General features: G+C 71.8%; 18 protein-coding genes. 4 read left to right on the top strand and 14 right to left on the bottom strand.

From position 1 onward, the window contains the following. Positions 1–5: 5 nt before the first annotated feature. From ACFU9P_RS01085 to ACFU9P_RS01020, 14 genes are all read right to left on the bottom strand, one after another. Positions 6–1,178, bottom strand: coding sequence for an MFS transporter (locus ACFU9P_RS01085; protein ID WP_384077889.1), 1,173 nt, complete (start codon positions 1,176–1,178; stop codon positions 6–8). A 97-nt stretch (positions 1,179–1,275) separates the two neighbouring features. Next, positions 1,276–2,526 carry an ATP-grasp domain-containing protein gene (locus ACFU9P_RS01080; protein WP_384076865.1) on the bottom strand — a complete coding sequence of 417 codons (1,251 nt, stop codon included), beginning with the start codon at positions 2,524–2,526 and terminating at the stop codon, positions 1,276–1,278. Continuing rightward, on the bottom strand, positions 2,523–3,674 hold the full coding sequence (locus tag ACFU9P_RS01075) for a pyridoxal-phosphate dependent enzyme (protein ID WP_384076862.1): 1,152 nt from the start codon (positions 3,672–3,674) through the stop codon (positions 2,523–2,525). The genes ACFU9P_RS01080 and ACFU9P_RS01075 overlap by 4 nt, the downstream gene beginning before the upstream one ends. Continuing rightward, entirely contained in the window at positions 3,671–4,411 is a 741-nt protein-coding gene (locus tag ACFU9P_RS01070; RefSeq protein ID WP_384076859.1) for a class I SAM-dependent methyltransferase, read from the bottom strand. The genes ACFU9P_RS01075 and ACFU9P_RS01070 overlap by 4 nt, the downstream gene beginning before the upstream one ends. Before the next feature lie 237 nt (positions 4,412–4,648). Further along, positions 4,649–5,338 carry an NADPH-dependent F420 reductase gene (locus ACFU9P_RS01065; protein ID WP_384076856.1) on the bottom strand — a complete coding sequence of 230 codons (690 nt, stop codon included), beginning with the start codon at positions 5,336–5,338 and terminating at the stop codon, positions 4,649–4,651. 103 nt (positions 5,339–5,441) lie between these two features. Next, positions 5,442–5,894 carry a lamin tail domain-containing protein gene (locus ACFU9P_RS01060; protein ID WP_376381947.1) on the bottom strand — a complete coding sequence of 151 codons (453 nt, stop codon included), beginning with the start codon at positions 5,892–5,894 and terminating at the stop codon, positions 5,442–5,444. A 129-nt stretch (positions 5,895–6,023) separates the two neighbouring features. Further along, the gene (locus ACFU9P_RS01055) at positions 6,024–7,277 is read right to left on the bottom strand and encodes an exo-alpha-sialidase (protein WP_384076853.1); all 1,254 of its coding nucleotides are present in this window, start codon (positions 7,275–7,277) and stop codon (positions 6,024–6,026) included. Then, positions 7,274–8,071 carry an HpcH/HpaI aldolase/citrate lyase family protein gene (locus ACFU9P_RS01050; protein ID WP_384076851.1) on the bottom strand — a complete coding sequence of 266 codons (798 nt, stop codon included), beginning with the start codon at positions 8,069–8,071 and terminating at the stop codon, positions 7,274–7,276. Before ACFU9P_RS01050 ends, ACFU9P_RS01055 begins: the two co-directional genes overlap by 4 nt. 161 nt (positions 8,072–8,232) lie before the next feature. Next, complete coding sequence (locus ACFU9P_RS01045; protein ID WP_384076848.1) at positions 8,233–9,213, bottom strand: aldo/keto reductase; 981 nt, start codon at positions 9,211–9,213, stop codon at positions 8,233–8,235. Next, on the bottom strand, positions 9,210–10,046 hold the full coding sequence (locus tag ACFU9P_RS01040) for an ATP-binding cassette domain-containing protein (protein ID WP_384076845.1): 837 nt from the start codon (positions 10,044–10,046) through the stop codon (positions 9,210–9,212). The genes ACFU9P_RS01045 and ACFU9P_RS01040 overlap by 4 nt, the downstream gene beginning before the upstream one ends. A 68-nt stretch (positions 10,047–10,114) precedes the next feature. Then, a complete protein-coding gene (locus tag ACFU9P_RS01035; RefSeq protein WP_376381937.1) occupies positions 10,115–10,969 on the bottom strand; it encodes an ABC transporter ATP-binding protein in 855 nt (284 codons plus the stop codon). Positions 10,970–10,972: 3 nt separating this feature from the next. Continuing rightward, entirely contained in the window at positions 10,973–11,947 is a 975-nt protein-coding gene (locus ACFU9P_RS01030; RefSeq protein WP_384076841.1) for an ABC transporter permease, read from the bottom strand. A 2-nt stretch (positions 11,948–11,949) separates the two neighbouring features. After that, positions 11,950–12,879, bottom strand: a complete 930-nt coding sequence (locus tag ACFU9P_RS01025) for an ABC transporter permease (protein WP_046505504.1) — start codon at positions 12,877–12,879, stop codon at positions 11,950–11,952. Between the two features lie 3 nt (positions 12,880–12,882). Further along, positions 12,883–14,505, bottom strand: a complete 1,623-nt coding sequence (locus ACFU9P_RS01020) for an ABC transporter substrate-binding protein (protein ID WP_384076837.1) — start codon at positions 14,503–14,505, stop codon at positions 12,883–12,885. A gap of 213 nt (positions 14,506–14,718) precedes the next feature. Here ACFU9P_RS01020 and ACFU9P_RS01015 point away from each other — a divergent pair, with 213 nt between their 5' ends. From ACFU9P_RS01015 to ACFU9P_RS01000, 4 genes are all read left to right on the top strand, one after another. Continuing rightward, entirely contained in the window at positions 14,719–16,065 is a 1,347-nt protein-coding gene (locus ACFU9P_RS01015; RefSeq protein WP_384076834.1) for a four-carbon acid sugar kinase family protein, read from the top strand. Next, the gene (gene pdxA / locus ACFU9P_RS01010) at positions 16,062–17,111 is read left to right on the top strand and encodes a 4-hydroxythreonine-4-phosphate dehydrogenase PdxA (RefSeq protein WP_384076831.1); all 1,050 of its coding nucleotides are present in this window, start codon (positions 16,062–16,064) and stop codon (positions 17,109–17,111) included. Before ACFU9P_RS01015 ends, pdxA begins: the two co-directional genes overlap by 4 nt. Before the next feature lie 78 nt (positions 17,112–17,189). Then, positions 17,190–17,969, top strand: coding sequence for a DeoR/GlpR family DNA-binding transcription regulator (locus tag ACFU9P_RS01005; RefSeq protein ID WP_376381926.1), 780 nt, complete (start codon positions 17,190–17,192; stop codon positions 17,967–17,969). A 565-nt stretch (positions 17,970–18,534) separates the two neighbouring features. Further along, positions 18,535–20,403 carry a BTAD domain-containing putative transcriptional regulator gene (locus ACFU9P_RS01000; protein WP_384076828.1) on the top strand — a complete coding sequence of 623 codons (1,869 nt, stop codon included), beginning with the start codon at positions 18,535–18,537 and terminating at the stop codon, positions 20,401–20,403. Positions 20,404–20,465 lie beyond the last annotated feature (62 nt).

The raw sequence follows: 20,465 nt of genomic DNA, 5'->3' as shown, positions 1-20,465 counted from the left end.
CCGTGTCAGAGGCGCTCGTCCGGGGTCTCTCGCGAGAGGCCCCGGCGGCGTGCCACCCTCATCAGCAGCACCGGCAGGACCAGGCTCTGGAGCGACACCGCGAGCCAGAAGCCCGGGACCAGGTCCATGTCCTCCGCGACCCCGTAGAGCTGACCGCCCGCCACCCCGCTGGCGAACGCCCCGATTCCGGCCGCCAGCCGCTGTCTGCCGAAGACCGTGGCCGGCGGTGCGGAGGATCTGGCCAGCGCCTCCAGATCGTTCTTCAGGAAGAGGACGATCTCGCCCAGGCAGAGCAGCACCGCGCCCGCGCCGATGCCGGGATGGCCCCCGGCCGCGATCAGCGCCATTCCGGCGGCCATCGCGCCGAAGCCCACCCGTATCGCCGTACGGTAGGCGAGCCCGGCGATCCACTCCGACAGCGGCGGCTGCGCGACAACGAGCAGACAGGCGTAGCCCATCAGCACCGCGCCGTAGAACGACGCCGATGTCCGGGGGACGGCATAGAGCGCCAGATAGTGCTGGAAGAACATGAAGACATACACACTCAGCACGGTGACCACGAAGGGCAGCGCCTCCCGGCCGGTATGCCCCCGGCCAGTGTGCTCCCGGCCGGTACGCGAAGTGCCTTCCGCGGCCGGATCCACAGCGGGCCCGGTGACCGGTGGCAGCAGCGCGTGTCCCAGGCCCACCGCCGCGAACAGCGCCGCGACGCCCGCGAACAGCACGCCCGGTGACGTCAGTACGAAGGGCGCCGCGGCCGGCGGCCCGAGCGCGATGCCCGCGTTGAACGCCGAACCGCTCGCCGACAGCAGCTTCGGCCGCTCCGACTCCTTCGCGCCCTCCACCAAGTACGCCTTGTTCGCGGGCAGATAGAGCGCCGCCCCGCACGACACCAGGAACAGCGCGCCGACCGCGACCGCCGGACTGCCCAGTCCCGGCACGAACGCCGCGAACCCCGCGGTACGTACGGCCAGCGCCACCAGCATGGTGGCCCGAAGCCCGATCCGCCGTGCCAGCGCCGCGCCCACCACCCCGCCGGAGAACTGCACCAGCGAGGCCACGGCGAGCACCGCCCCGACCGTGCCCAGACCGAGCCCCAGCCGCTGGTGCAGCAGCACCGACATATAGGGGAGTACGGCGAAGCTGCCCAGGGTGATCAGGAACGAACAGGCCAGCAGGAACGACTGCGGCCCGGTGGGCCGCCATCCGCCCGCCCGGCGCCCGGGGGCACTTGGCCCCGGGACGCTCGTACGGTCCCGTCCGCCGGCCTCGCGCTCACCGCCCACCGTCGGCCACGAGTACGGGACGCACCCCCGCCGCCGCGCTCGCCGCCCGGTGCAGCGCCAGCTCCGCGGTGGCCGCCTCCGCCAGGACCATCCCGGTGCAGCCCCGTTGGTCGGCCACGGTGGCGATGGTGTCGCCCGGCGCCTTCACCGGATACCAGCGCACCGCCCCCGGGTACGCCCCGAGCCCGTCGAGCCCCTGCCAGCCCGTCAGTTCACCGGTCCGCTCCGGGTAGACGAGGACGAATCCGCTGGCGGGGCCGGTGTGTTCGAGCGCCGCGTCCAGCAGCCCGGGGCGGCGGCCCAGCGCGGTGTCGATCATGGCCTCGTACACATTGACGCCCATCGACCGGCACAGCGCCTCGCCGACCAGGGCCCCGCCGATCCGCCGGTTGATCTCCACCAGTTGGGGGCCCTCGGCGGTGAGGATGAACTCCACATGGGCGAAGCCGCTGTCGTGACCGGCCGTGCTCAGCACCCGGCCGACCCACTCCTCGATCTCGGCCGGCTCCCCGTCCGGCAGCGCGACCGGAAAAGCGGCGGCCTCCTCCCGTACGGCGGGCTCGCGCGAGGTCTGCCGGCTGAGTACCCCCAGCAGCCGGGTCTCCCCGGCCCAGCTCAGGGTCTCCGCGCTGTAGAGCGGCCCGGCGAGGAACGGCTCCGCGAACAGCTCGCCGGTGAAGGCGCGTTGGCGGGCCTCGACGAGCGCGGCGTGCAGCGACTCCAGGTTTCTCGCTATCCAGACGTTGCGGGACGAGGTGCCCGCGGAGTCCTTGAGGACGGCGGGGAGCCCGATCGTACGGAGCACCTCGGCGGCGGGGTCGGCTGCGGTGTTCCCAGGGCCGTCGCCCCACCGCACCGGTACGGCAGGTCCCTTGCTCAGTCCGGCGCCGTGCAGCAGCCCGCGCACCCGGGCCTTGTCGCGCAGCACCCGTACCGCGGCCGGATCGGGACCCGGCAGCCCCAGCTCGGCCGCGAGATCCGCGGCCGGAACGCTCCAGGTGTCCGTGGTGTTGATGAGACCGGCCAGACCCGGGACGGCCGCGAGCGCACGCCGGGTCGCCTCCGGATCGGAGGTGTCGACATCGACGACGGTGAGCGCCCCGTCCGGCAGGGTGTCCAGCTCGTGCCGGTACACGGTGCGGTCACCGGTGAGCAGTGTCAGCCCGTGCCCGGCGGCGGTCGCGGCGGCGGCCATTCTGCCGAGCCCGAAGGACAGCGACTCCAGTGCGGCGATGGTCATGACGGCTCCCCATGTGCCATGGATTCCGGCGCGGCACCGGATCCGCTCTCCAGTCCGATGGATCCGGCCGGCCCGAGCGGCCCGGCCGGCCCACCGGCTCCGGCTGATCCGGTGGCGCCGACGTCCGCCGCCACCAGCTCCTTGTGCGGGCGGCGCTCCCACTCCATCACCGACCACGGCGGCCGCAGCTCGTCGAGCGCCCGGATCCGGCGCGGCCGCAGGGCGCGTCTGTCCAGCGCCTCCGCGTGCCGGGCGAACACCCGCTCCGCGTACCGGTGTCCGGTGTCCGCGCCGATGACAAGATGCTGCCGGCCGGGATCCCGGTCCGCCTCCCACCCCGCGACGAGATGCGCTGCCCCGGTGGACAGCCCCGCGAACACGGCGTGTTCGCGCAGCAGACCCACCGCGCCCGCCATGGCATGCCGGAAGTCCACCCAGTGGAGCGTGTCGTACAGCTCGTGCCGTACGTTCTCGAAGGGGATGGAACTCCCGATGCCCGCGATGATCGCCTCCGGGTCGGTGAACCGCTCACTGCCGAAGGTGACACTCCCGAACGGCTGGATCCCCACCAGCCGTACCGCCCGGCCCGAGCCGCGCAGTGCCCGTACCAGTCCGCCCGTCGACGCTCCCGTACCGACCGCGCCGACCACCGTCAGCGGCCCTTCGGGCAGCGCCTCGGCGACCAGCTCCGCGAACTCCCGGTATCCCGCGTAGTGCACGGCGTCGTGGTACTGCCGCATCCAGTGGAAGTCCGGTCTGCGGGCCAGGAGTTCGCGTACATGCCGCACCCGCCGCTCCTGGTCGAGCCGGAGACTCTCCGACGGCGGCATCTGGTCGACCGTCGCGCCGAGGATCTCCAACTGGGCGCGCATCACCGAGTCGACAGTCGTCGACGCCACGATGTGGCAGCGCAGCCCGTACCGGTGACAGGCCATCGCGAGCGCCAGCGCGTAGATCCCGCTCGAACTGTCGATGAGGGTCTGTCCGGGGACGATACGGCCGCGCCGCAGCAGCGTACGGACGGCGCCCAGCGCCGCGTACACCTTCATCGTCTCGAAGCGGGCGAGTACGGTGTTGCCGCCGAGCCTGATCAGGTCGGGGGCCTTCATGGCGTCGGTGATGTGCTCGTGTATGCGTGCCCGGGTCATTTCCGGATCCCCCGTACGATCAGCCTGCGCGAGCCCGGACCGTAACCGGATCCGTCGAAGCCGCCGAAGCACTCGACATCCGTGAACCCGGCCGTCACGAAGAGGTCGTGGAGTTCGGCGGCGCTGTAGAGGAACGAACTGATCGACGCGGTACGGGCAGTCGAGCCGCGCACCAGCGTCCAGTCGGTCCGCAGCCGGCGCCAGCTGTCGAGCACGGTGTCGCGCTGCACGACATACGAACCGTCCGGCAGGTCCACCGCCTGCGGGCGGCCGATCCAGCCCGCCAGGACCTCCTTGCCCATCACATCGACGAGTAGCCGGCCGCCGGAGGCGAGGGACTCGCGGGCGTTGCGCAGGACGCGCAGATTGTCGTCCGGATCGTCGAAGTAGCCGAAGGAGGTGAAGACATTGAGCACGGCGTCAAAGGATCCCGGCTCGACGTAGTCCAGCATGTCCGCCTTGACCAGCCGCACATCGGCTCCGGCCTCCGCGCAGGCCGTCTCCGCGCGTTCCAGCATGGACGGATTGAGATCGACACCGGTGACGGTGTATCCGCGCCGGGCCAGCGGCACCAGGAAGAGCCCGGGGCCGCAGCAGAGATCCAGCACCCGGGCGCCGGGCCCGAAGTCGAGCAGTGGCGAATCCGCCACGATGCCCGCGACCTGCTCGGCGCGGTCCTGGGAGAACATCGTGGGCGCGAAGTCGGACCAGAGGGAGTCGTCCTCGTACCACTTCAACCGTCCTGCCCGCTTTCTGGGCCCCGACGGCCCGTGATCCGTGCCCTGTTGTCCACTCCTTGTCAGTAGTCGGGCGCGGGCGACGGCTGGTTCCCGGGAGATTCGGGAGGCATCCGGGACGGGACGCGGCAGGGGAGGGGATACGGGACGGGAACGCGGTACGGCGGACGGGCGGGAACAGGGAAGCGCCGCCGGGACCGGCCCCGGCGGCGCTCGGTTTCTCTGCCGGCCGCGCGGTCAGCCGCGCTTGGCCTCGCCCAGGGCCGTACGGACCGTGTCGGTGTCCGCGCTCCTGCCCGGGTCGTTGAAGATCCCGAGACCCTCAAGGTCCTGTGCGTACGGAAGGACATAGGCCGGGGCGTCGCGCTGGAACCGCCAGCTCTCCGCCAGCGGGCCCGCGTCCACGACGTCATAGCCGAGCAGGCCGATCAGCCGGGCGGCGGAGGCCTTCGCCTCCTCGTCGTCACCGGCGATCGGCAGGGCCGTGCGGTCGGGCGCGTCGGTGGGCCGTGCCAGCGCGGCGAGATGCTTGAAGAAGATGTTGTTGAACGCCTTGACGACCTTCGACTCCGGAAGGTGGTCCTGGAGCAGAGCGCTGGTGGTGGTCTCCTCCGCGTCCAGCTCCGGGATCCGCCCGTCGCGGTCGGGATAGTAATTGTTGGTGTCGAGGACGACCTTCCCGGCCAGGGGCGCCACCGGTACCTGGCGGTAGTTCTTCAGCGGGACGCTGACCACGACCCAGTCACCGGCCTCGGCCGCCTCGGCGGGTGTCGCGGCCCGCGCCCGGGGGCCCAGCTCCGCCACCAGACCGGAGAGGGTCTCCGGCCCGCGCGAATTGCTGAGAACCACATCGATTCCGGCGGCTACCGCCAGTCTCGCCAGGGTGCCGCCGATGTTTCCACTGCCGATCAGTGCGAGAGTGCTCATGCGGATGCCAGCGGAGGACACCGCCGCGATATTCCCCGCGACGGTGTCCCGCCCGCCGTCCGGAGCAGTCTCCGGACGGTCCGGTCGTCAGCAGTTCTTGTCGTCAGCAGTTCTTGTAGTCGTACCGCGTGGAGTTGTACGAGCAGGTGTCGTGCACCGCTCCCGTGGACCTGGTCAGGGTGGCCTTGTCCTTGTCGTTGTTCCAGACATACGCGGCGCGCTGCTGGAACACCGTCGCGGCCGAGTCGGTGCCCTTGCCCGTCTTCACGGTCACGGTCTTCCCGGCCTTCAGCGTGAACGTCTTGAACGTGTACACGTGCCGGGAGGCGTCGGTGAGCTTCCAGCCCTTGAGGCTCACGGACTTGGTGGTGCTGTTCTTGATCTGGACCCACTCGCCGTTGAGGCTCGCGTTGGATCTCTTGTCCGAGCCGGGGGAGTCGTACCAGATCTTGGTGATGTACACGGATCCGGCGGCCTGCGCCTGTCCGGGGAACATCATCAGGGTGGCTGCCGCCGCAGCGAGTGCGGCGGCGCCGGCTATGCGGGCACGGGGCATGAAGGAATACGTCCTGTTCAGGGAGGGCGCCGCACAAGACAGCGGCGCGAGGAGCCCGACATTACGCAGCTCGTGCCGGTGAAACACTGTTTTCCGGAAAAACACATCAGAAGTACGTCACCACGTATGTCACACCTGTATGTCATGGACCGGGCGGCAGCTCCCGAGCTCCCGGGCGGTCCAGTCCGGGCTCAGCCGGAGGTGTTTGATCGTGCGGCGGTGGTGGGTGAAGGCAATGTGCAGGGTGCCGTCGCCGGTCCGGGCCACGGACGGATAGGACAGCTCGCGGTTGAGGCCGTCGCGGGAGTTGTTGGTGAGGCAGTAGCCGTCGCCGGTCTCCAGATCGTGGCGGACCGGCCAGGTCAGACCGCCGTCGGACGATACGGAGAGGGTGAGCGGGGCGCGCGGCGCACCCCAGAAGGCGCCGCCGTCCAGGTCCGGTCCGCTGTCCGGGGCGGGACGGCTCGTCCCGTTGCCGCTGCCGAGGCCCTCGTCGTCGATCTCGTCGTACAGCGACACACGCCGCTCGGTGGCGTCCGCCGCACTGCTGTGGTTGTGCACCAGGGCGAGCCGGCCGTCGTCCAGCGGGACGAACTGGAGCGAGGAGTTGTTGTTCGGTACGGCCAGCGCCTTCGGCTCCGTCCAGATGCGCCCTCCGTCGTCCGACGTACTCCGGTATACGGAGTCCGCGCGGCGGCTGCGGAAGAGCGCGACCAGCGAACCGTCCCCCAGGGGGTGGATGTTCATATGGACCAGCCCGGTGGAACCGGGCACCGGCCGCTCCTCCCAGGTACGCCCGCCGTCCTCGCTGACCATGACCGCGCTGGTGTCGTCGCCGCCAGACCACCGCCGCCCCGGCACCGTCGCACAGCGGAACACGGGCAGCAGCCAGCGCCCCGACGGCAGGACGGTCACCGGCTGGCGGACATAGACACCGCCGTCGGCGGTCGCCGGGAACAGCGTCCGGGAGGGACCCCAGCTCGCGCCGCCGTCCCCGCTGATACGCAGCCGCACCTCCGCGGTGTCCTGGTGGCCCGCCCGTTGCGCGGTGTGCAGCAGCCACAGCTCGCCGGACGGGGCGGGGAAGAGCACCGGATTCTGCTCGGAGCGCGCCGGATCGCCGGACAGCCGTACCGGCGCGGACCAGGTGTCGCCGTTCTGGGCCAGCCGCGAGAACCATACGGAGATGTCCGCGACGCCCTCCTGCGTACCGGCGAACCAGACACAGCCCAGATCGCCGCCGGGCAGGACCGTCAGATTCGCGGCATGGCTCTGTACGGCGGGCGCGGGCAGATGTGCTTCGGCGCGGCCCGGCTGCGAGGGGTGCGGGCGCAGCACACCGTCGGCGGAGGGGGCCGGGGACGCGGACGGCGTTGTGGTCACTGGGCCTGTCCCGTGGCGCGGGCGGCGGCGAGATGGTGGCCCGCGGCCTGCTCCAGATGGACCAGATCGCTGGACACGGTGGCGAAGGTGAAGCCCTCGGCCAGCCGCCTGGCGGCGCTCGCGCCGTCCGCGTTGTGGATGCCCGCCGCGATTCCGGCGGCGGCCGCCGCCTCGCGGATCGTCACCAGCGCCGCCTCGAACCGCTCACTCACCGCCGGATCGCTCGGAGAGGCGCCACCGATGCCGATCCGCAGATCCGACGGACCGACATAGACGCCGTCCAGGCCCTCGGTGGCACAGATCTCCGCCACATTCGCGAGACCGTCCGCGGTCTCGATCATCGCGAGAACGACCGTCTGCGCGTGCGCCTCCGCCGGGACGGGCCCGATCCGCAGGGCCGAGCGCATCGGGCCGTACGAGCGGCGGCCGAGCGGCGGGTACCGTACGGCCGCCACCGCGGCGGCCGCGTCCTCGGCCGTGTCGACCAGCGGCACGATCACCCCGGCCGCCCCCGCGTCGAGGGCACGGCCGATCGGCGCCGGGTCATTGGCTTCGACACGCACCAGACCGACGGCCGTGCTCCCCTTCGTGTCGATGGCGGTGAGGGACGCGAGGATGCCCTGGTACGCGAGGAGACCGTGCTGGGCGTCCAGCGCTACGTAGTCGTAGCCGAGGCGGGCGATGCGCTCGGTGGAGACCGGCGAGTCGAGGACGGACCAGTAGCCGATCAGCCGTTCGCGGGCGCGCAGCGCGGTGGCGAAGGCGGCGGGCGTACCGGACGGGGCGCGGGTCATGAAAGGGCTCCTTCTGGGCGGTGAAGTGGTCGTCTTCGGCCGGGAGTCGGTGCTCGGGTCGGGGCGCTCGCGGGGCGAGGGACCGGGGGCGGGTCGGGTGCGGGCACGGGCAGAGGCAGGGACCGAGGTCAGGCCGGGTGCGGGGTCGGAGGCGGCCGGTGTCAGCGGTTGTACGCCGGCATAGGGCCGCGCAGCCGCGCGCCGACGTCGTCGCACGCCGCTGCCACCCCGGGCTCCAGCGGGCCCGCCTCTGCGGCGGCGATATTGGCTCTGAGGTGCTCGGTCCGTGAGCCGCCGAGGAGCAGCGCGTCGGTCGAGGGCCGGCCGAGCAGCCAGCGCAGCGCCAGGTCCGTGAGGGGGATGCCCGCCTCGCGCGCGATCCCGGTGAGGTCGCTGACGGCGGCGAACAGCCGCTCGTCCCAGTAGCGCTCCCGGTACATCACGGCCAGCCGCGAATCGCCGAACCGGCCCGACTCCGGCGTCTGCCCGAACGTATGGCGGCCTGTCAGGAGACCACCGCCGAGCGGGTTGTAGACCATCGTGCGCAGCCCGGTCACGGCCGCGTACTCGACGTACTCCTCCTCCAGCCGGCGCGCCAGCAGATTGTGGAGCTGCTGGGCGATGACGGGCCGTGGCGCGCCCACCTCCCCCGCCGTGCGCACGAGTTCGGCGATCTGCCAGGCGGCGTGGTTGGAGACACCGAGGGCGAGGATCTTCCCCTCGGCCGCGAACTCGGCGATGGCGGAAAGGGTTTCGGCGAGCGGGGTGGCACGGTCCGGCTGGTGCAGATAGAACAGGTCGACGCGGTCGGTGCCGAGGCGCTTGAGACTGCCCTCCAGTGCCGCCCGCATCCCGGCCGCCGACAGCGGGGCGTGGTCGCCCTGGTCGGGGTGCGGGATCCCGGCCTTGGTCGCGAGGACGATCCGGTCGCGCCGGCCCGGCAGCAGGCCGGCGAGGATACGCTCGCTCTCGCCGCCCGCGTAGCCGTTCGCCGTGTCGATACCGGTGATGCCCGCGTCCAGCGCCGTGTCCACCATGGCGGCGGCGCCCGCCCGGTCGACGGTGTCGCCGAAGGTCATGGTGCCGAGGACCAGACGCGAGAGCGGGACGGGGACATGCGGCAGGTCGATGCCGGTGGTCACGAACGAGTGCCTTCCCGTGCGGTGGTGGTGAGCAGATGCCGGGGCTTGACGCCCCGGATCGTGGTCGGGTCGAGAGCCGCGCGGCGCAGCGCCCGGGTGTACGGCTCGGCCGGTGAGGCCAGTACGGCGGCGGTCGGCCCGGTCTCGACGATACGGCCGGAGCGCATCACCACCACCTCGGTGCTGATCTCACGGACCACTCCGAGGTTGTGGGCGATGACCAGATAGGCGATCCCGGTCTCGGCCTGGAGTTCGCGCAGCAGATCCAGCACCTGGGCCTGTACGGAGACATCGAGGGCGGAGGTCGCCTCGTCGCACACCAGCAGATCGGGGCGGGACGCGAGGGCGCGGGCGATCCCGATCCGCTGGCGCTGGCCCCCCGAGAACTCCGGCGGTCTGCGGTGCAGGGCCGAGGACGGCAGCCCGACCCGGTCGATCAGCTCCGCAGCACGCCGGGCACGGGCGGCCCGGTCCCCGACACCCGAGAGGCGCAGTGGCTCGGCCACGATCTGCTGGGCGGTCAGATGCGGGTCCAGTGAGCCGTACGGGTCCTGGAACACCATCTGCACCCGCCGCCGCAGCGGGCGCAGCCGGCGCTCGGACAGCGTCGCGATGTCCGTACCGTCGAGGACGATCCGCCCGGAGACGGGCTTGAGCAGCCGAACGAGGGCCCGCGCGAGGGTCGACTTGCCGCACCCCGACTCCCCGACCACGGCGAGCGAACCCCCGCGCGGAAGCTGGAAACTCACCCGGTCCACGGCACGGAAGGGACCCTGGGCGGTGGGGTACTCGACGACGAGATCCTTGACGTCGAGGAGCAGTGGCTCAGCCACTGGACCATGTGGTGGCCGATCCACCGACCCACCGCGTGGCTCGGCCACCGGACCGCTGAATGGCTCGGTCATCGGGCCACCGCCCCGGTCAGACCGTCCTCGTCCCAGGCGCCCAGGCGCGGGACCGCCGCCAGCAGGGCGCGGGTGTACGGTTCGGCCGGCCGGTCCACGATCGTGCCGGCGGGGCCCGATTCCACGAATCTGCCCTCCTTCATCACATGAATACGGTCGGAGACGACCCGGGCCACCCCCAGATCATGGGTGATCATCAGCATCCCGATCCCCTCCACTTCCTGTAGCTCCATCAGCAGATCGAGGACGCCCGCCTGCACCGTCGCGTCCAGCGCGGACGTCGGTTCGTCGGCGATCAGCAGCCGGGGTTCGGCCGCCAGTGCCACGGCGATCAGGATGCGTTGCAGCATGCCGCCGGAGAACTGGTGCGGATACGCCTTCCAGCGGGTCTCCGGCCGGGGGATACGGACCTGGGCCAGCAGCTCCGTACCCTTCTCCCTCGTCTCGGCGCGGGACAGCCCCGGATGCCGCAGCCGCAGCGCGTCCCCGAGCTGACGGCCGATCGTGTGCACCGGGCTGAGGGCCGTCATCGGGTCCTGCGGGATCAGCGACACCGTCCGCCCCCGCAGCGCGCGGGCGGCACGCGGATCGGCGACGACATCCCGCCCCGCGATCCGTACCGAGCCCGCCAGCACCGCGAGCCCCTCCGGCAGCAGCCGCAGCACCCCCATCGCGGTGGTCGACTTGCCGGAGCCCGACTCGCCGATGAGGGTCACGGTCTCGCCCTCGCCCACCGTGAAGCTCACCCCGTCGACGGCGCGGATCACTCCGTGCGCGGTGATGAGTTCGATCTGGAGGTTCTCGACATCCAGCAGCGGAACGCCGTCCAGCGGCGACACGTCCGTGGCCATGGCTCAGACTCCCTTCCCCGCGCGGGCACCGCGCGGTGTGCGCGCTCCGCGCGGCAGCCGTGTCGTACGGGTACGGTCGCGCAGCCCGTCGCCGATCAGATTGACGCCGACCACCAGCAGGGCGATCACCAGCCCCGGCAGGGTGACCAGCCACCACGAGGTGGTGATGTAGTCCTGGCCGTCGGAGATGATCCGCCCCCAGGTGGCGAACGGCCGCTGCGGGCCCGCCCCGAGGAAGCTCAGCGCGCTCTCCAGCAGCACCGCCTGGGCGAGCAGCAGCAGAACGACCAGGCTCGCCGGGCGCACCACATTGGGGATCACATGGCGGCCGAGCACCGACCAGCCGCGCAGTCCCAGCACCCGGGCGGCGGCCACATACGGTTTCTCGCGCTCCACCAGGACGAGGGAGCGGGTCAGCCGCGCCACCTCCGGCCACTGGGCCACCGCGATCACACAGGTGATGACGGTCACGGAAGGCCCGAACAGAGCGACCACGAGCAGCAGCATCATCAGCAGGGGCAGCGCGAGCTGTGCCTCCAGCAGCCGGGAGACGACCGTGTCGGCCCAGCCGCCGAAGAACCCGGCCGCCGCGCCCGCCGCGATCCCGATCACCCCGGAGACCAGCACCGCCAGGATCCCGACGGTCAGGGACACCTGGCCGCCGTGCAGGACCCGGGAGAGCAGATCGCGGCCGAGCTGGTCCGTACCGAACAGATGCCCGTCGCTGAGCGGCGGCAGCCGGCGCTCGGACAGGTCCTGCGCGTCGGCGCCGGGCAGCGGCAGTACGCGCGCCAGGGCGACCGGGAGTACGACGAGGGCGGTGCACACGGTGCCGGCCCAGAGTTTGAAGCGGGCGCCGCGCCGCTGCCGGGTCGCGGTGGCCCGGGCGAGATCGCGCGCGGTGACCGTGCTCGGCCTGCCGCCGGAGCCGGAGGACGGCGCGCCGGACGAGGCGGCGCTGCGCAGGGCGGTGGTCATGATCAGGCCGCCTTTCCGAGGCGTACCCGCGGATCGAGCAGCGGGTAGGCGAGGTCGACGAGAAGCTGGACAAGGATCGCGAGGGTCGCGGTGACCAGGACGGTGGCCTGGATGAGCGGATAGTCCCGGGTCTCCAGGGCGCGGACGACGAGCGAGCCGACACCGGGCCAGCCGAAGACGACCTCGACCACCACCACACCGTTGAGCAGCGCGGCGAAGCGGGTGCCGATGGCGGTGATCAGCGGCACCCCCGAGTTGCCGAGCGCGTACCGCCAGGTCAGCGCGCGCTCGGAGAAGCCCCGCGAACGGGCGACGGTGATATAGGGGGAGTTGAGGGCGGTGGTCATCTCACGCCGTACCAGCCTTGATATCAGGGCCAGTTGGAGGATGGCGACGGTCACCGTCGGCAGGACCAGACCGCTCCAGGAGGTGAAGCCGGAGGCGGGCAGCACCGGCAGCAGCACGGCGAACACGGTCAGCAGCATCACACCGGTCCAGAAGTCCGGCATGGACTGTCCGGTGATGGTGAGGACATTGGCGCCCAGTTCGCGCTTCGAGTCTGCGCGGCGCGCCATCCACACTCCGAGGGGTACGGCGACGACGGCGGTGACGGCGATCGCGGCGACGGCCAGGGTGATCGTGTACGGCATCCGGTCCAGGACCACATCGAGGGCCGGGGCGCGGAAGGAGTAGCTGGTGCCCAGGTTTCCCGTGAGCAGATCGCGCAGGAAGATCCCGTACTGCTGGATCAGTGGCTGATCCAGTCCGAACTCGCCACGGATCCTGGCCAGATCGGCGGTGGTGGCGGTCGGGCCCGCGTACGCGGCGGCCGGGTCGCCGGGGGCGAGCCGTACCAGCAGGAAGACCGTGGTCAGGGTGAGAAAGACGGTGAGCAGGCTCTGGCCGAGCCGGCGGGCGAGATACTTCGGCACGGCTCAGCCCTCCAGCCGTACGGCGGACAGGTCATAGGAGTTGATCGTCAGCAGCGAGAGACCGCGCACCCGGTCTCTGCGGGCAAGCAGGGTTTTCGGGGCGAAGGCCCAGAGGCTGGGCCAGGTCTCCCAGATCGCCTGCTGCACGGTGGCCAGCTTTCTGGTGCGCTCGGCGTCGTCCACCTCGGTGGCCGCGGCGGAGAGCTGCCGTTCGACGCTCGGTACGACATAGCCCATGAAGGCGTCGCGGGTACGTTCCTTGGCGGCGGTCCCGCCGTACATGCCCTGGAGCGTGGTGAGGGCCTGGCCGGTCGGGCTGCCGTAGCCGTTGCCGATGACATCCCAGTCACCGGCCCGGCCCTGACGCCAGGTGAGGATGTCGCCGCCGGGCTCGAACTGCTGGAGCGACGCCCGTACCCCGACCGCCTTCAGCATGTCGAGGACGGCCTCCATCACCGAGGTGTCGGCGGCGAACTCCCCGCTCTCCCAGATGACTTTGACCTTCAGGTCCGTGGCACCCAGGGAGGTCAGCAGGGCGCGCGCCCTGCCGGGGTCGTAGGTGTACGAGCCGGTCCGCGCGGCACCTTCGAGGGCGAGCGGCACCACACCGCCGGCCTCCTCCGCCGAGCCGTTCAGGACGTCATTGATCAGGGCGTCGCCGTCGATCGCGTAGGCCAGCGCCTGCCGCACCCGGGGATCGGCGAGCGGATGCCCCTTCGGCTTGCGGAAGTTGTAGAAGAGCTGGCACATACGGACACCCGAGGTCTCCTCGACCTCGACCCCGGGCAGACCCGTCAACTGGTCGGCGGAGTCGGGGGTCAGGGTGTCGACGACATCGAGTTCGCCGCTGCGCAGCGCGACCACCCGGCTGGACTCCTCCGGTACGAACCGCACCCGTACGGTGTCGATCCGCGGACGCGGCCCCCAGTACCGGGGATTGCGCCCGAGGGTGTACTCACCGGCGCCGCCGTTCGCCTTCAGCACCCGGTACGGGCCCGTGCCGAGGCCGCTCTGCAGTTCCTCCGGCTTGTTGGCGGCGGCCGGGGTGATGTGGATATTGGCCATCAGCCGGTCCAGCACCGGCACGGGCTTCTTGGTGTGCAGCAGAAAGGTCCTGTCCCCGGTCTTCTCCACGGTGGGCAGTTCGGGGAAGAGGCCGAGGAGGAACGAACCGTTGACCTGTCCGTACATCCTCAGGGCGGTGGCGACATCCTCGACGGTGACGGGGCTGCCGTCCGAGTAGCGGATGTCCTCGCGCAGTCGTACCGCCCACGCGGTGGGCTCGGCCATCTCGAACCGTTCGGCCAGGACGAGCCGCGGCTTCATACCGGGGCCGATACGGGTGAGGGCCTGCCGCACCGCGCGCTGCACGGTGACCGCGGCGTCGAACTGGTTGAGCTTGTTGTCGAGGCTCACCAGGGAGCGGTTCAGTCCGAGGGTGAGCGTGCCGGGGCCGGGGGCCCCGGTGGGTCCTGCACAGGCGGCCAGCGGGGCGAGCGCCACACCCGCGCCGCCGGCGGCGCCCCAGCGCAGCAGGGTGCGGCGGCCGATCGGCTCACGCGGCGGAGCGCCGGCCGGCGTGCCGGGAGAAGCGCCGGAGGAAGCGCTCTGAGGGGTAGGGGTCATCGTCGACCTTCTCGGGTTCTGGGAGGCGACCGGCTCAACTGGGGATGCCCGGTCCGCCGGAGTGTGTCCGGTCTGTCCGGGACCAACAGGTGTCGCGCCGCACAAGGTGGCACGGTTGCGTGTTTCGCGCAAGGGGTCTCGCGCACTTCGCGCAGCATGTGTCATCATCAGGCACCGAGGCAGCCCGCCCCGGGCCGCCCGGAGGAGGTATCCGTGTCCCTCACGCCCAGCGGAGGCCGAACGCCCCGCCAGGTGCTGGCCCTCGCGGACGATCTGTCCGGCGCGGCCGAGACAGCGGCGGCGCTGCGCCTGCCCGCCAGGATCATCCTGGGCCCCGCCGCCTCGGGGCCCAGCACGATCCCGGCCGCCACGGCGTCTCCCGGCGCCGGCCGGGCCCTGATCGTCGACCTCGACACCCGGCAGCGGGACGCGGACGAGGCCGCGCGGATCGTCCGCGAGGCGGTACGGGGGGCCGGGCCCGGCACCGTACTGCTCAAGAAGACGGACTCCCTGCTGCGCGGCAATCTCGCCGCCGAGACCACCGCCTACGCGGAGGGAGCGGCCGGCCTGGTGATCGCCCCCGCGCTGCCCGCGGCCGGGCGCACCGTCCGCGACGGCATCGTCCACCTGCGCGGACAGCCACTCCACGACACGGACGCCTGGCGTGCGGAGACCCGGCCCGCACCGCGCTCGGTGGCCGCCGCGCTCGACGGCACACCGACGGCCGTCGTCCCGCTCACCGCCGTGAGGGCACCCCTTCCGGAGCTGACCGCACGGCTGGGCGCGCTCGTGGAGGCCGGGCTCGTGCCCGTGTGCGACACCGAATCGGACGCCGACCTCGACGCGATCGCCGCCGCCGCACTCGGGCTGGGCCCCGGCGTACGGCTCATGGGCACCGGCGGACTCGCCGCCGCCCTCGGCCGTCTCGGCCCCGGAACCGACGGATCGTCACCCGCCCCCGTGCCCGGCGGCGCACTCCCGCTGCTTGTCGTCGTGGGCACCGCCGAACCCGGAGCCGTTGCGCAGATCGCGCAACTCACCGCCGCGGGAGCCCGGCATATCGCCCTGCCTCCCGAACTCCTCGCGCGGACCGCCGAACCCGTCCCGCTCACCGCGGGACCGGACGACGCCATCACCGTGGTGAGCGTCGAAGGCTCCCAGGGCATACGGCCCGGCTCGGCCCGCCAGGTGGTCGCCGGACTCGCCCGCACCGTCGCCGCCGTGCCGTACCCCGCCGATCTCGTCCTCACCGGTGGCGAGACCGCGCGCCGTGTCCTGGACGCGCTCGGCGTCACCGAACTCCTGCCCGTGGGAGAGATCCACCACGGAGCCGTGCACAGCCGCACCCCCGACGGCCGCTCGGTGGTCACCCGCCCCGGCAGCTACGGCGATGCCGGCTCCCTGCTGCGGATCGCCCGGGCCCTCAGGCCGTACCAGCCCTTCGTGCCGCCGGCCGCACCCGCCGGTCCTCCGGCCCAAGTCCCCGTACCGCGCGCGGAGTTCACCGCGCCGCACCCCCCACCGCCCGTATCACCCGTACCGCAAGGAGAAGCCCTGTGAACGCAGCCCCGACGACCGCCCCCGCGGAGCAGACCGACACCGCGGGCCGGCCGCTCCCGATCATCGCGGTCACCATGGGCGACGGCGCCGGCATCGGCCCCGAGGTGATCGTCCCGGCGCTGCTCCACGCCGACACCCTGCGCCGCTGCCGCCCCGTCGTCATCGGCGACGCGGAGCGGCTGCGCCAGGCCGCCGCCATCCTCGGCGCCGACTGCGAGATCGTGTCCGTCGGGAGCCCGGCGGAGGCCGTGCCGGGACCCGGCCGTATCCATGTCGTCGACCTCGGGCTGCTCCCCGCCGATCTGCCCTGGGGCAAGCTGTCCGCCGTCGCGGGCGACGCCGCGTACCAGTACATACGGGTCGCCGCCGAACTCGCCATGAACGGCGAGGTGCAGGGCATCTGCACCGCCCCCCTCAACAAGGAGGCCCTGCACGCGGGCGGCCATCTCTACCCCGGGCACACCGAACTCCTCGCCCATCTCACCGGAGTCGAGGAGGTGTCGATGATGCTGTCGACACCCCGGGTGAAGGTCATCCATGTCACCACCCACATCGGACTGATCGACGCGGTCAACCGGATAGAACCCGGCCTGGTGGAACGGACCGTGCGCCGCGGCCATGACGCGATGGTCCGCGCCGGTGTCGAGCACCCGGTCATCGGGGTCTGCGGGATCAACCCGCACGCGGGCGAGAACGGCCTGTTCGGCTACGGCGAGGAGGAGGAGAAGATCGTTCCCGCGCTGGAGATCCTGCGCGCCGACGGCATCGACGCCGTGGGACCGCTCCCCGCCGACACCGCCTTCTTCCTCGCCTCGCGCGGCGACTACGACCTGATCGTCGCCATGTACCACGACCAGGGCCACGGCCCGGTCAAGGTCATGGGCATCGAGGCCGGGGTCAATCTCACCGTCGGCCTGCCGGTCATCCGTACCTCCGTCGACCACGGCACCGCCTTCGACATCGCGGGTACGGGCAGGGCCGAGGCCGGTAGCATGGTCGAAGCCCTGCGCCAGGCCGCCGAGATGTCGGCCGCTCCGGCCCGTTGACCGCCGGTCCGCCGACCCCTTGCCCACCGGCACCGGCCCGTCGGCCCCGGTTCGCCCGTACCAGAGGACAGAAAGCTGATGTCTGCGATCGGATCGAACGCCCGGCGCGACCGTATCGTCCATCTCGCCACGACCACCGGGCTCGCCAGCGTCGAGGAACTCTCCCAGCTCTTCGGGGTCACGGCGTCCACCATCCGCCGCGATCTCGCCAAGCTCACCACCGACGGCCGGCTCGCCCGTACGTACGGCGGCGCGATGGCGCTGGCCGCCCACCCCGAGGCGTCGCTCCGGCAGCGTACGGGTGAGGCCTTCGAGGCCAAGCGGGCCATCGCGCGCTGGGCGGCCGCCGAAGTACGGCCGGGGGAGTCGCTGTTGCTCGACGCGGGCTCGACGGTCGGGGCGCTCGCGCACGAACTGCGTACGGCGAAGGATGTCACCGTCGCCACCACGGGCCTGACGGCCCTTCAGGAACTGGCGGATGTCGAGACGGTCCATGTGGAGTGCCTCGGCGGTACGCTGCGGCCGCTCAGCCAGGGCTTTGTGGGGCCGCTGACCGAAGCCGCCCTGGAGCGGCTGACGTTCGACCGGCTCTTCCTCGGCACCGACGGTGTCTCGCCGCAGCACGGCATCTGTGAGGCCGATCTGCGCCAGACCCGGCTCAAGGAGCTCATGGCGCGCCGCGCCGACCGGGTGTACGTCCTGGCGCACGCGGCGAAGCTGGGCCGCCGCCCCTTCCACGCCTGGACCCCGCTCCGGCCGGAGTGGACCCTCGTCACCGACGACGGCGCCGATCCCGAGACCGTCGAGGCGCTGCGCTCGCGCGGCGTCACGGTCGTACTGGCGAAAAGGGAAACGTAAGGGAACGCAACCGGCGCGCCGAGCAAGCCGGCCGAGCGGTACGGCAGGTCCCGGAGGCCCCGTGGAGCACACGCTCCACGGGGCCTTCCGGTCAAGTACGGGCAGAGCGGTGCGAGCGGTACAGCCCGCCACGGGCCGGTCCATTCACGCGCAATCGAGCATCCAATTCCGCCTTGTTGACTTTTTGTCGCAGAATGCCAATCCACGAAAGGGTCGACTTTCCCGGACGCACTTACTAGGATGCCCAACAAGTTCGGGGCGCCCGCATTGATAAGGACCGGTCGGGTGTCCTATGGACCGTCTATTCATCTGTTGGCAAAGCAAGGTTAAAGGCCCCTGGCAGGTCCCTGTGGGACGGTAAAGGCCACGGTGTCCTGAATAGCTGGTAGTGGGGCGTATCGCGCCATGACGGGGGAGTAGGAAATAGTGGGGCCTGGCAGAGGTCTGTACCACGGAAGAATGCGAAGGATTTCTTTCCGTGGATGTCCTGACGTCGCGGTGTGCCCAATCTCCGGCACTTTCACGCGCCGTGTACCCGAGTGCTGATTCGAGGGGCAGGAGTCGCGTGCGTTTCCAGCTTTTGGGCCCTTTGAGCATTGCCGAGGGCGAGGACGTCGTTGTCCTCAAACCGTCCAAACCGTCCAGCCTGCTGGCGGCTCTGCTCATCCATCCCGGATCCGTCGTCTCGACCGGCTACCTGCTCCGGGCCCTGTGGGACGAGGACCAGCCGGCCACCGCGAGAGCCGCGCTCCAGAGCTGTGTACTGCGGCTGCGCCGCCTCTTCACCAAGTACGGCGTCACGGGCAGCCTCATCGAGGCGGTGCCCGGCGGCTACCGGATGAACGCCGATGCCGACACCCTCGACCTGGTGCGCTTCCGCACCCTGGTACGGGCGGCGGACGGCGCGGGTGACGCCGAGAGCGAGCTGTACCGGCTCAAGGAGGCCCTCACCCTCTGGCAGGGGCCGCTGCTGGCGAACGTACCGTCCCCGATGCTCCACCGCGACGAGGTGCCGGGCCTGACCGAGGAGCGGCTGCGCGCCCTCGAAAGGGCCTGTGACATCGAGCTCGCGCTGGGCCGATGTCGCCAGGTACTGGTCGACGTCTGGGAGGCCGCCCGCCGGCATCCGGGGCGCGAGAGATTCTCGGAACAGCTCATCGAAGCGCTCTACCGCACCGGTCGGCAGTCGGAGGCCCTCAGCGAGTACCGCTCGGTGAAGGGCCGGCTGGAGGAGGAGCTGGGCATCGACCCGGGTCCCGGACTCCAGCGGCTCGAACTCGCGATACTCCGGGGCGACGATCTCGGTCCGGCGGCCGTCGACCAGGCGGTGCCGCTTCCGGGCCGGGCGCCACTGGCTCTCGCCGAGGGGCCCGCACGGCCGGCCCTCGCCCCCGCCCCGGCTCCCGCGGACACTCCCGCCGCCCTTCCGCCGGCGCCCGCGGCCGTAACTCCCGTACCGCTCCCGGTACTTCCCGCACCGCTTCCCGTACCGCCCGTGCCGTCGTTCACCGGCCGGGCCGCCGAGCGGGCCGCGATCAACGCCAGCCTCACCGCGCGGGATCCGGGCGCCGCCACCGTCGTCGTGCTCTCCGGGGCCCCGGGCATCGGCAAGACCGCGCTGGCCCTCCAGGCCGCGCACGACTGCCAGGAGGGCTTCCCCGGCGGGGTGTTCATCCTCGCCATGACCCGCCCGGACGGATCGTCCGTCACCCCCGCCGAGGCGATGGCGGACCTCCCCGCGCCCGGCACCGCCGCCGGACGGATTCTGCTCGTCCTGGACGATGTCACCAGCGCCGACCAGGTACGGCCCCTGCTTCCGGCAGCGGCCGGCGGCGCCGCCGTCGTCACGAGCAGACGCGGTCTGGCCGGTCTGGTGGCCACCCACGGCGGCACCGTCCACCGGCTCTCCACGCTGGACCCCGAGGAGTCCCTGGAGCTGCTGGCCGCCGCCCTCGGCCCGGCCAGGGTGCACGCGGAACCCGCCGCCGCCCGTGAACTCGCCCGTATCTGCGGGCACTTCCCGCTCAGCCTGCGGATCGCGGCGGCCAGGCTGCTCACCCGCCCCGGGCTGCGCATCGACGACTGTGTGGCCTGGCTGGCCGAGGACCTGCCCGCCCGGCTCTCCCTCGCCGACGACCCGCGGATGTCCGTACCGCATGTGTTCGGCAGGGCACTGCACCGGCTGGAGCCGCGCTGGCAGGAGGCCTTCCGCCGGCTCGGCGACCAACTCGACGGCCACGACGGGCTGTTGCTCTCATCCGGCGCACTCGGCGGCTCCGCCGAGGCGGAAGAGGCGCTGGAGCGGCTCGCCGACGCCGGGCTGCTCGAAGAAGGGCCTCCCGGCCCGTACCGCATCCATCTGCTGCTGAAAATCTACGCGCGTCGGCAGGCGCGCGAATGGAACCGGAGCCGGACGGCCACCGCGCCCCACTGACGGGCGATGCCCGACCTCGAACGATCCCGCCACCTTGTCCACGTATCCAGGGGTGTCATTCA

Origin of the sequence: Streptomyces sp. NPDC057617, from assembly GCF_042800555.1 — a bacterium.
Classification (GTDB): Bacteria; Actinomycetota; Actinomycetes; order Streptomycetales; family Streptomycetaceae; genus Streptomyces.
Note: the sequence above shows the minus strand (reverse complement) of the source record. Positions and strands in the feature narration are given on the sequence as shown.

Bases quoted from the DNA above. Each gene is read 5' to 3' on its own strand.
- ACFU9P_RS01030 (WP_384076841.1), bottom strand. From the start codon at position 11,947: ATGACCACCGCCCTGCGCAGCGCCGCCTCGTCCGGCGCGCCGTCCTCC.
- ACFU9P_RS01075 (WP_384076862.1), bottom strand. From the start codon at position 3,674: ATGACCCGGGCACGCATACACGAGCACATCACCGACGCCATGAAGGCC.
- ACFU9P_RS01035 (WP_376381937.1), bottom strand. From the start codon at position 10,969: ATGGCCACGGACGTGTCGCCGCTGGACGGCGTTCCGCTGCTGGATGTC.
- ACFU9P_RS01080 (WP_384076865.1), bottom strand. From the start codon at position 2,526: ATGACCATCGCCGCACTGGAGTCGCTGTCCTTCGGGCTCGGCAGAATG.
- ACFU9P_RS01005 (WP_376381926.1), top strand. From the start codon at position 17,190: ATGTCTGCGATCGGATCGAACGCCCGGCGCGACCGTATCGTCCATCTC.
- ACFU9P_RS01050 (WP_384076851.1), bottom strand. From the start codon at position 8,071: ATGACCCGCGCCCCGTCCGGTACGCCCGCCGCCTTCGCCACCGCGCTG.
- ACFU9P_RS01060 (WP_376381947.1), bottom strand. From the start codon at position 5,894: ATGCCCCGTGCCCGCATAGCCGGCGCCGCCGCACTCGCTGCGGCGGCA.
- ACFU9P_RS01065 (WP_384076856.1), bottom strand. From the start codon at position 5,338: ATGAGCACTCTCGCACTGATCGGCAGTGGAAACATCGGCGGCACCCTG.
- ACFU9P_RS01020 (WP_384076837.1), bottom strand. From the start codon at position 14,505: ATGACCCCTACCCCTCAGAGCGCTTCCTCCGGCGCTTCTCCCGGCACG.